This window comes from Caballeronia jiangsuensis (genome assembly GCF_046030135.1).
In the GTDB taxonomy this organism is placed as follows: Bacteria; Pseudomonadota; Gammaproteobacteria; order Burkholderiales; family Burkholderiaceae; genus Caballeronia; species Caballeronia jiangsuensis.
Genome location: NZ_JAQQDB010000081.1, coordinates 1 through 10,304, shown reverse-complemented (window position 1 = coordinate 10,304; position 10,304 = coordinate 1). Strand labels below are relative to the sequence as shown.

Below are 10,304 nucleotides of genomic sequence, written 5' to 3'. Positions count from 1 at the left end.
TAATAAACCACCGCGTATTCAGGCCATCCACAAAAGCCCAGCCAACATCACCTCCCCCCCCGCCCACTCTCCCGCATCGGCTCCTCGTTCTCCAGCCGATAAACCCACGACAGCAACTCCGCCACCGCCTGATAAAGCGCGGGCGGAATGTGCGCATCGAGATCGACCTGCATCAGCAGCGACACCATCTCCGGCGATTCGTGCACATACAAACCCGCTTCCTTCGCGCGCTGCACGATCATTTCCGCGACCATGCCGTATCCCTTCGCGACGACACGCGGCGTCCCCTCGCGGTTGCCCGCCTCGTAGGCGAGCGCGGTCGCCTGCCTGCGCGTATACGGCGGATGATCCTGCCCGCTCATGCTCCGCTCCCCTCGCCTTGCGGCGGGCGAAACAGATGTTCGAGCGGCGAGCGCACCGGTTTTTTCGCGGAGCCATTATCGCCGGACAGCGCGAGATCGGTCGTGCCGTCCATCGAGCGCACGGAAAGCGACGCCAGCGCGATGCCCGCCGCCTCCAGTTGACGCGCGAACGCGACCCCGTCGGCAGCAAGACGGCGCGCGCCCGAATCGGCCGCCTTGATCCGCGCGACGAGCTTTTCGCCCGTCAGCACGAGTTCGGCGTCGACGGTGCCGAGCGCGGGCAGCGACAGCGTGATGCGCGTGCGCCACGCGCGTTCGTCGGCGGCATCGTCGGCGGTGCGCGGATCGTGCGGCTCGCGGGCAACTTCCCACTCGAAGCGCGTGCCGGGCCACGCCTCGCCCTGCCAGCGGAACTGCTGATTCGCGAGCACGTCGAGTTGCTGGCGCACGACATTGAGCGTCGCCGGATGGATGCCCGCCGCGACCGACGCCTGCAACGCCGATTCCTGCTGGCTCGGCTGCGCGCTCTGCGCGTTCATGCCGGCGCTGACGCTTCCGCTTTGCGAATTCGAAAGCGCCGACGGCGGCGCATCGCGCACCGACGCCGCGAGCGCGGCCGCCTGCTGCGGCGTCTGCGGCGTCGCGACCGGGCGTCCGTGAAAGTCGGGCAGATCGGGTATGGGTTGCGGCGCGCGGGCGTCGTCCAGCCAGGCGTCCCCGGGCGTCGGGACGTTCGCTAAATCGAACGGCAAGGACATCGAACGCGCATCGGCCCGCGCCTGCGGCTCGTTGCCGAGCGACGCGGCGCTACGCTGGCCCGCGAGCCATTGCACCAGATGCGATTCGTAGAAGAGCCCGCTTTCGTCGACGGTCTTCGCCAGCGCGGTCGCGAGCGCGGCGGCGGGCAGCGGCGGCAGATTCTGCGTCGCGGCGCGCGCTGCGGCAACCGCGGCGGCGTTGGAAGAGAAAGCGGTATCGAAGAGGCCGGTCGTGAGCGCGGCGAAGGCGCTCGCGGGGCGCGGCGGAGTCGGCCAGAGCGGCGTATCGCCGGTCAGCGCGGGCGTCGCGCCGGGAAAGCGCGAAATCACGTCGAGCGTGCGCGCGACGCTGGAGAACGCGGTTTGCGCCGATGCCGCCGGCGTCGCCGCGCCGGGATGCGTGCCGACGGTCTGCGACATGTCCGTCTGCGTCGTCGTCTGTCCGACGCTCGCGCCGGTGACGCCGCTGCCGCTCACTCCGTTCGGCGCACGGATCGCGGACAACAGGAGCTCGGTGCGGCTGGCGAGCAACGATGCGATCGCGGTATCGAGTCCAGTCATGCCCACATCCTCATATGCGCCGCGATCGGGCGCGGACCAGCGCCTAGCGCAGTCCGATCATTTTTTTCAGTACGCGCGCCGGGCTGTTGACCGTGAAAAGCGCCGAAAGACGCGCGAGGCTCGGCGACGTCAGATCGCGGATCGCGGCGTCGTCGGCGAGAATCTTCTTCACGAGGTCCAGCTTGCGTGCACGGGCGTTTTCGTCGAGTTCCGAGCCGGAATCCACTTGCTTCAGTTGCTCGATCAACTCGCGGTACGTGCCTTGCAACGCCTTCAGCTCGCTCCATTCGCCGCCGCGCGCAGCCGCCAGCATCTGGCCGGAAACCGCCGCGATGGCTTCGTAGTGGGCGAAATATTCTTGTGTCGTCTTCATTCTTTCGAGGCAGTCGACGCGCATCGTGTCAAACGGGCGCGGCGGTCATTTGCGCCACTTCCGGTCCAATTCCCACCCAGGCGTCTTCGAGCGTCGCGAGCAGGTTGTCGATCTCGACCAGCATCGTCTCGTCCTGCTTCAGGTTCGCCTCGAGCAGCCGGCGCGTCATATACGTGTACAGCGCGTCCAGCCGCTCCGCGATCTCGCCGCCCGCATCCTTGTTGAGCGCCTGCTGCAAGCCGCTCTCGATGATGCTGATGGCCTTGCTGATCGCCGTGCCGCGCGCGCCGATGTTGTTCTGCTGCATGTGCATGCGCGCCTGCGCGATCGCCTGGCGTGCGCCCTGATACAGCATCACGATCAGACGGTGCGGGCTGGCTCCCATCACCCCTGTCTGCACGCCCACGCGTGCGTAGGCATTGGCTCCAGCGTGTCCTGGGGAATACATCTCTCGATTCTCCTTATGCGATGCCGCGGCGTTCCGCTTGCTTCAAACGGACGCCCTGCTTCTCGTCCGGATCCCCGTGCGCCCGGCAAAAACCGGCGCGGGCAAACGAACCATCGTTCGCCGTGCCGTTATCGGGGTTATCGGAGAAACGCGGCAAAGCTTTAGGACTCGGGACTCTAGAGCCGTCGCAACAACGATTGGGGGCTGGATCGCGAACGGATCGTCAGACGGAGATCTGCATGATGTCGTTGTAGGCCGACACGAGCTTGTTGCGCACCTGCAACCCGAATTGCAGTCCGACGTTCGCCTTCTGCATGTCCACCATCACGTCGTTGAGCGACACGTTCGGCGCGCCGATCTCGAAAGCGTGCGCCTCGCCGAGCGCCTTGGTCTGGTTGTCGCTGATCTTGTCGATGGACGATTTCAGCGCATCGGAGAAACTGCCGACGCTCGCCGCGCCCGATGTCCCGCTCTGGCCCGTGACGGCGCCCGCTGCGCTGGTCGGGCCGGACACGCCGCCCGCGGCTTGCGATGCCAGCGACTGAATGGCCGAGAGCGCGGCGGAAAGCGGATTGATCGGAAAGTTCATGTTGACTCCGGGTGACAGGGGGAAAGCCGGCGCCTCGCGTGGCGTGGACCTGGGTGCTCGGGATGCGTTTCGCGGAGGTTCACCGAGTACGAAAAAGATTAGCAGCCGGCGGTTTTTCAAAGCGCGGGAAGAACGGGGAAAACCCCGCTCTATTCAGCGAATCGAGTTGCAATCTTCTGCGGATAATCCCCATCGTGAAAAGTCCTCCACCGCCGCTGACATGAAAAGCGGGAAGCGGCGGGAGGAGAACCTCAGGATTCGGAGCTTCGACGCTAAATGGATACGCCCAACAACTCACTCATCACGCCCGACGCCAGAATGGGCCTGGCGGGCGCACAACCGGGAGCAGCCGGAACGGCCGCGCCGGGACTCGCGGGTGGCGCCGATTTCGGCGGTTTCGCGCAGCGCGTGCCGATGCTCAACCAGTTCCGCTCGAATCCGCGCGTGCCGCTCATCGTGGCCGTCGCGATTCTGGCGATGGTGATCGCCGGCCTCGTCATGTGGTCGCGCCAGCCGGACTACCGCGTCCTCTTCTCCAATCTCTCCGACCGGGACGGCGGCGCAATCGTTGCCGCGCTCCAGCAGGGCAACATTCCCTACAAGTTGTCCGACGGCGGCGGCGCCGTTCTCGTGCCGGCCGAGCAGGTTCACGAAACGCGTCTGCGTCTCGCGAGCCAGGGCTTGCCGAAGAGCGGCTCGGTCGGCTTCGAACTGATGGACAACCAGAAGTTCGGCATCAGCCAGTTCGCCGAGCAGGTCAACTATCAGCGCGCGCTGGAAGGCGAGCTGGAGCGCACGATCGGCGCGATCTCGTCGGTGAAGTCGGCGCGCGTGCATCTCGCGATTCCGAAGCCGAGCGTGTTCGTGCGCGACAAGGAACTGCCGACCGCGTCCGTGATGGTCAATCTGTATCCGGGCCGCGTGCTCGACGAAGGCCAGGTGGTCGCGATCGCGCACATGGTCGCGTCCGGCGTCGCGGACATGCCGGTCAAGAACGTGAATATCGTCGATCAGGACGGCAACCTGCTCACGAGCCAGAGCGCCGCCAGCGGCCTCGATGCGTCGCAACTGAAGTACGTGCAGCAGATCGAGCACAACACGCAAAAGCGCATCGACGCGATTCTCGCGCCGCTCTTTGGCGCCGGCAACGCCCGCTCGCAGGTGAGCGCCGACATCGACTTCTCGAAGCTCGAACAGACCGCCGAAAGCTACGGTCCGAACGGTAACCCGCAAAGCACGGCGATCCGCAGCCAGCAGTCGAGCGAATCGAGCGAAACGACGGGCGGCGGCGCATCGGGCGTGCCGGGCGCGCTCTCGAATCAGCCGCCGCAGCCGGCTTCCGCGCCGATCGACGCGGCAGCTTCGGGCGCCGTCGGCACGAAGACGACGCCGCAAAACCAGCGCCGCGACACGACGACCAACTACGAAGTCGATCGCACCGTGCGCCATTTCGAGCAGGCGACGGGCGGCATCAAGCGCCTGTCGGTGGCGGTCGTCGTGAACTACGACAAGAAGGTCGACGCGAAGGGCAACGTCACGATGACGCCGCTCGCCGCCGACAAGCTCGCGCAGGTCCAGCAGCTCGTGAAGGACGCGATGGGCTTCGACGAGAAGCGCGGCGACTCGGTGAACGTGGTGAACAGCGCGTTCTCGGCCGACCTGAACGTGACGCCGGACGTGCCGTGGTGGCGCACCCCGCAGATGATCGCGTGGGGCATCCAGGCGGCGAAGTACGTGGGCATCGGGATCGTCGGGCTGTTCCTGTACTTCAGCATGGTGAAGCCGGCGATGCGCCGCGCCTTCCCGCCGCTGCCCGAAGCCGCCCCCGCGCTCGGCGCACCGGATGAACTCTCGCTGCTCGATGGCCCGTCGCTCGACGGCGGGCAGAAGAAGGAAGACGAGGACAAGGATGCCGAGGTCAGTCTCCTCGGTCATGAAAGCAAGAAGGCCAAATTCGATCGCAACCTCGACTACGCGCGCATGGTGGCGCGTCAGGACGCGAGAATCGTTGCGACGGTCGTGAAGAACTGGGTGTCCGATGAACGCTGAAGGCCTGAATAAAGCCGCTCTCCTCCTGATGTCGATCGGTGAGGAAGAAGCCGCCGAAGTTTTCAAGTATCTCGCTCCGCGCGAGGTGCAGAAGATCGGCGCGACCATGGCGGCGCTGAAAAACGTGACGCGCGAGCAGCTCGACAACGTGCTGACCGAATTCGTTTCGGAAGCGGAGCAGCACACCGCGCTGTCGCTCGATTCGAGCGAGTACATCCGCTCGGTGCTGACGAAGGCGCTCGGCGAAACCAAGGCCGGCGCGCTGATCGACCGTATCCTGCAAGGCAGCGATACGAGCGGCATCGAAGGCCTGAAGTGGATGGACTCGGGCGCGGTCGCGGAGCTGATCAAGAACGAGCATCCGCAGATCATCGCGACGATCCTCGTGCATCTGGACCGCGATCAGGCTTCGGAGATCGTGTCGCTGCTGGCCGACCGTCTGCGCAACGACGTGCTGCTGCGCATCGCGACGCTCGACGGCATTCAGCCCGCCGCGCTGCGCGAACTCGACGACGTGCTGACGACGCTCCTCTCCGGCAGCGACAACCTGAAGCGCGCGCCGATGGGCGGCATCCGCACGGCGGCCGAGATTCTCAACTTCATGTCGAGCAATCATGAAGAAGGCGTGATCGCGAACGTGCGCGAATACGACGCCGAACTCGCGCAGAAGATCATCGACCAGATGTTCGTGTTCGAGAACCTGCTCGACCTGGAAGACCGCGCGATCCAGCTTCTCTTGAAGGAAGTGGAGTCGGAGACGCTGATCGTGTCGCTCAAGGGCGCGCAGCCGGCGCTGCGCCAGAAGTTCCTGTCGAACATGTCGCAGCGCGCGGCCGAACTGCTCGCGGAAGACCTCGATTCGCGCGGTCCGGTGCGCGTGTCGGAAGTCGAGCAGCAGCAACGCAAGATTCTGCAGATCGTCCGCAATCTCGCGGAAAACGGCCAGATCCAGCTAGGCGGCAAGGCGGAGGATGCATATGTCTGACGCTCGCGTGCAAAAGACTCCGCTCTCGGCGTATCAGCGCTGGGAAATGGCCTCGTTCGATCCTGTCGAAATCAAGGTCGACGACAGCGCGGCGGAACAGGCCGCGCTCGAAGCGCACTTGCGCCGCGTCGAGGAAGACGCGCATCAGCACGGGCTCGCGAAGGGGCATGTCGCGGGCCAGGCGCTCGGTTATCAGGCGGGTTACGAGCAAGGTCAGGCGAAGGGTTTCGAGGATGGCCGCAAGGAAGCGCTCGCCCAGGCCGCGCGTCTCGCCGAAATCGCCGATACGTTCAGGACCGCGTTGCAGGCCGCCGATGCGGCCATCGCGGAGTCGCTCGCAGAACTCGCGATCGATATTGCGCAGCAGGTCGTGCGTCAGCATCTCGCGCTCGATCCGACCGCGCTCGTCGCGGTGGCGCGCGAAGTGATCGCCGCCGAGCCGGAGCTTTCGGGCGCGCCCACGCTCGTCGTGAATCCGGCCGACATGCCGATCGTCGATGCTTATCTGAAAGACGAACTCGAGTCAGCGGGCTGGACTGTGCGTCCCGATCCGGAAGTTGAGCGCGGCGGCTGCAAGGCGTACGCCGCGACCGGCGAAATCGACGCGACCATCGTGTCGCGATGGGAACGCGTCGTGGCTGCTCTGGGGAGAAACAAGCCGTGGTGAGCCGAATCACTCAGGATGGTTTGAGCGAGCTGGAACAGGAACTCGCACGCGCTTCGTTCGGCCCGCTCGCCGTCGATGAATCCGTCGGCGACGAATCGGCCGACGAACTCGCCGCGCGCACCATCGCGGAACTGGCGCATATCGCCGGCAATCCGCACATCGATACGTGGCGCGAGAAGCTCGACGCGCTCAGGTCGCGCAACGCCATCGCGAAACCGCTGCGTCCGTGCGGGCGTCTCACGCGCGCGGCCGGACTCGTGCTGGAAGCGGTCGGCCTGAAGATGGGCGTGGGCTCCGAATGCATGATCGAACTGCCGCCGGGCAGCGCGATTCCGACCGCCGAAGCCGAAGTCGTCGGCTTCGCGGGCGACAAGCTCTTTCTGATGCCGACCACCGAAGTGGCCGGCCTGTTGCCCGGCGCGCGCGTCTATCCGCTCGAAAGCGCGCCGATCAACGATCCGATGGCGGGCGCGAAGCGCTTGCCCGTCGGCTGGGAAATGCTCGGCCGCGTCGTCGATGCGTCCGGCCGTCCGCTCGACGGCCTCGGCCCGCTCGGCGCGAAGGTCGATGCGCCGCTGTCCGCGCCGGTGATCAATCCGCTGAACCGCGAGCCGATCCACAAGGTGCTCGATGTCGGCGTGCGCGCGATCAACACGCTGCTGACGGTCGGGCGCGGCCAGCGCATGGGCCTGTTCGCGGGTTCGGGCGTCGGCAAGTCGGTGCTGCTCGGCACGATGGCGCGCTACACGAGCGCGGAAGTGATCGTGATCGGGCTGATCGGCGAACGTGGCCGCGAAGTGAAGGAATTCATCGAGCAGATTCTCGGCGAGGAAGGTCTCGCGCGCTCGGTCGTCGTGGCGGCGCCGGCGGATGTATCGCCCGTGCTGCGCATGCAGGCCGCCGCGTATACGACCTCGCTCGCCGAATATTTCCGCGATCAGGGCAAGCATGTGCTGATGCTGATGGATTCGCTGACGCGCTACGCGATGGCCCAGCGCGAGATCGCGCTCGCGATCGGCGAGCCGCCGGCGACGAAGGGTTATCCGCCTTCGGTGTTCGCGAAGCTGCCGGCGCTCGTCGAGCGCACCGGGAATGGACCGGAAGGCGGCGGCTCGATCACCGCGTTCTACACCGTGCTCACCGAAGGCGACGATCAGCAGGACCCGATCGCCGACTCGGCGCGCGCGATTCTCGACGGCCATATCGTGCTGAACCGCTCGCTCGCGGAGGCGGGGCACTATCCGGCCATCGACATCGAACAGTCGATCAGCCGCGCGATGACCGCGCTCATCGACGACAAGCATCTCGAACGCGTGCGCCTCTTCAAGCAGATGCTTTCGCGCTATCAGCGCAACAAGGATTTGATCAACGTGGGCGCGTATTCGAGCGGGCGCGATCAGCTCCTCGACCGTGCGATCGCGCTGTATCCGCGCATGGAGTCGTTTTTGCAGCAGGGTTTTCGCGAGCAGGCGCCGTTCGAGCCGAGCATCGCGATGTTGAATCAGCTCTTCGAATAGTTTTCGACTAGTATCCGAATCATTCATCACAAGAAAGCCAAAAGACCATACGGGACCGCCACGCCATGTCCAAGAATCTGCCGATCAACACCCTCATCGGACTTGCCGAAGAGGAACTCGACGCCGCCACGAAGAAGCTCGGCAAGCTGCAGCAGGAACGCAACGAAGTCGAAACGCAATTGAACTCGCTCATCACCTACCGTGACGAGTACCACGCACGATTCACGGCATCGGCGCAGGAGGGCACCACGGCGCAGACGCTGCGCAACTTCCAGGCGTTCGTCGACACGCTCGATTCGGCGATTGCGCAGCAACGCACGGCGCTCGTCATGGCCGATCAGCGCATCGAGGCGGCGAAACCCGACTGGCGTCTCAAGAAACAGAAGCTCGGCAGTTACGAAGTGCTGGCCGCGCGCGGCGAGGCGATGCTCGCGAAGAAGGCTGCGCGCGTCGAGCAGCGCGAATCCGACGAGCACGCCGCGAAGATACTGCGCATGCGCGCCGAGCGTGCCTGAGCCGTTACCCAACCATTGCATTTGAGAGACTCGTATGTCCTCCGTATCACTTCTCGGCGCGATGACCGCCGCCACGTCATCGAGCAAGGCCGCGGCGCAGCGCGCGGCGAGCGCGGGCGCGTCGTTCGGCATGACGCTGCAAGGCATCACCGATAAGGCAAACGCCGACGCGCAGGCGGCGAAGGCGCTGGCGGATTCGTCCGCCGACAAATCGAGCGTGCACGACGCGCCGAAGCCGGATGACAGCGCGACCGCGGCTGCATCGAAGGGCGATGACGCGTCGGACGCGCAGGCCGCCGCGAAGCCCGATCAGACCGACGCGCCGAAAGAGGCATCGAAGAATACGGGCAAGACCGATACGGCGGACGCATCGAAGCCGGCGGCGCAGCCATCCGGTTCCGCACCGGACGCAGCGACGGCGGCGGCGCAGGCGAAAGCACGCGCGGACGCCGCCAACGCCGACGATGCCGACACGGACACCACACTCGCCGATCTGACGGACGCGGCCACTACGGCGACGGCCACCGCTTCGACCGACGACACCAAATCGACGGGCGAGACGCACAAGAGCGCGGACGCGAAACCGGCGCAGGACGCGCTTCAGGCGGCCCTCGCGGCGATGAACAACGCTACGCCGAATGCAGTGCCGGCGAACGGTTCCGTGGCGACGGCGCGCGAAGGTGCGGACGGCGAGGATCAGGGCGGTCTGTTCGCCAAGGGCGGAAAGGCTGCGAGTCTCGCCGTGTTGACGAACAACGTGAACGCGGATGCGAAGGCGACCGACGCGACTGCGCTGGCTGTCGCGACGATGCCCGCGGATGCCGCGACCGCCGCGTACAAACAAGCCGCCGATGCGGCTGCGCACGCGGTGTCGATGCAGACGGCATCGGCGAATTCGGCGGTGTCGAGTCCGCAAGGCGCGATGGCGTCGGCGACGAGCGCGGCGATTGCGCCGCACGTGGGCGCCTCCGGCTGGGACGATGCGTTCAGCCAGAAGGTCGTGTTTCTGTCGAAGGCGGATCAGCAGAGCGCGGAGCTGACTTTGAATCCGCGAGATCTCGGGCCGTTGCAGGTGACCTTGCAGGTTTCCGAAAGCCATGCGCACGCGCTGTTCGTGTCGCAACATGCGCAGGTGCGCGAGGCGGTCGAGGCCGCCATGCCGAAGCTGCGTGAGGCGATGGAGGCGAATGGCATCAGTCTTGGGAGCGCTTCGGTTTCGGATGGGTCGGCGTTTGGAAGGCAGTCGCAGCAGGAGGGGCGCTCGTCGGGCTCGTCGGGGTCGCGGGGGGCTGGGGGCGCTGGTGGGATCGGTGGGGTCGATTCTTCGGCCTCCGCCAGTGTAAGTGTGCCGGTGCGGCGCACCGTGGGGCTTGTTGATACGTTTGCTTGATTTTTTCGCTGGCTCGTCGCCGGATCCCGGATTCGTGGTGGTCTATTAGCACTGCCCCTCCCCGGGGCGGGGGTCACTTTCTTTGCTGCT

General features: G+C 65.8%; 11 protein-coding genes. 6 read left to right on the top strand and 5 right to left on the bottom strand.

What is annotated here, in order from left to right:
• Window positions 1-47: 47 nt before the first annotated feature.
• The 5 genes from PQR08_RS38230 to fliE form a co-directional block, all read right to left on the bottom strand.
• Window positions 48-362 (bottom strand): EscU/YscU/HrcU family type III secretion system export apparatus switch protein, encoded by a 315-nt coding sequence (locus PQR08_RS38230; protein ID WP_408164403.1) that lies wholly within the window; start codon window positions 360-362, stop codon window positions 48-50.
• Window positions 359-1,681, bottom strand: coding sequence for a flagellar hook-length control protein FliK (gene fliK, locus PQR08_RS38225; RefSeq protein WP_408164401.1), 1,323 nt, complete (start codon window positions 1,679-1,681; stop codon window positions 359-361). The genes PQR08_RS38230 and fliK overlap by 4 nt, the downstream gene beginning before the upstream one ends.
• Window positions 1,682-1,724: 43 nt before the next feature.
• On the bottom strand, window positions 1,725-2,054 hold the full coding sequence (locus PQR08_RS38220) for a flagellar protein FliT (protein WP_187606534.1): 330 nt from the start codon (window positions 2,052-2,054) through the stop codon (window positions 1,725-1,727).
• 28 nt (window positions 2,055-2,082) lie between these two features.
• The gene (fliS, locus tag PQR08_RS38215; RefSeq protein WP_035499264.1) at window positions 2,083-2,502 is read right to left on the bottom strand and encodes a flagellar export chaperone FliS; all 420 of its coding nucleotides are present in this window, start codon (window positions 2,500-2,502) and stop codon (window positions 2,083-2,085) included.
• A gap of 223 nt (window positions 2,503-2,725) precedes the next feature.
• Window positions 2,726-3,091: a flagellar hook-basal body complex protein FliE gene (gene fliE, locus PQR08_RS38210; protein WP_035499265.1), complete on the bottom strand. Its 366-nt coding sequence runs from the start codon at window positions 3,089-3,091 to the stop codon at window positions 2,726-2,728.
• Window positions 3,092-3,367: 276 nt separating this feature from the next.
• Between fliE and fliF the strand changes: the two genes are divergently transcribed.
• The 6 genes from fliF to PQR08_RS38180 all read left to right on the top strand — a co-directional run bounded on the left by fliF (window position 3,368) and on the right by PQR08_RS38180 (window position 10,214).
• The gene (gene fliF / locus PQR08_RS38205) at window positions 3,368-5,140 is read left to right on the top strand and encodes a flagellar basal-body MS-ring/collar protein FliF (RefSeq protein ID WP_408164398.1); all 1,773 of its coding nucleotides are present in this window, start codon (window positions 3,368-3,370) and stop codon (window positions 5,138-5,140) included.
• Window positions 5,130-6,125, top strand: coding sequence for a flagellar motor switch protein FliG (fliG, locus tag PQR08_RS38200; protein ID WP_035499267.1), 996 nt, complete (start codon window positions 5,130-5,132; stop codon window positions 6,123-6,125). Before fliF ends, fliG begins: the two co-directional genes overlap by 11 nt.
• A complete protein-coding gene (gene fliH, locus PQR08_RS38195) occupies window positions 6,118-6,792 on the top strand; it encodes a flagellar assembly protein FliH (protein ID WP_187606532.1) in 675 nt (224 codons plus the stop codon). The genes fliG and fliH overlap by 8 nt, the downstream gene beginning before the upstream one ends.
• Window positions 6,747-8,309, top strand: a complete 1,563-nt coding sequence (fliI, locus tag PQR08_RS38190) for a flagellar protein export ATPase FliI (RefSeq protein ID WP_187606531.1) — start codon at window positions 6,747-6,749, stop codon at window positions 8,307-8,309. Before fliH ends, fliI begins: the two co-directional genes overlap by 46 nt.
• A 65-nt stretch (window positions 8,310-8,374) precedes the next feature.
• Window positions 8,375-8,824 (top strand): flagellar export protein FliJ, encoded by a 450-nt coding sequence (gene fliJ / locus PQR08_RS38185; RefSeq protein WP_035499270.1) that lies wholly within the window; start codon window positions 8,375-8,377, stop codon window positions 8,822-8,824.
• A 34-nt stretch (window positions 8,825-8,858) separates the two neighbouring features.
• On the top strand, window positions 8,859-10,214 hold the full coding sequence (locus PQR08_RS38180; protein ID WP_408164396.1) for a flagellar hook-length control protein FliK: 1,356 nt from the start codon (window positions 8,859-8,861) through the stop codon (window positions 10,212-10,214).
• Window positions 10,215-10,304 lie beyond the last annotated feature (90 nt).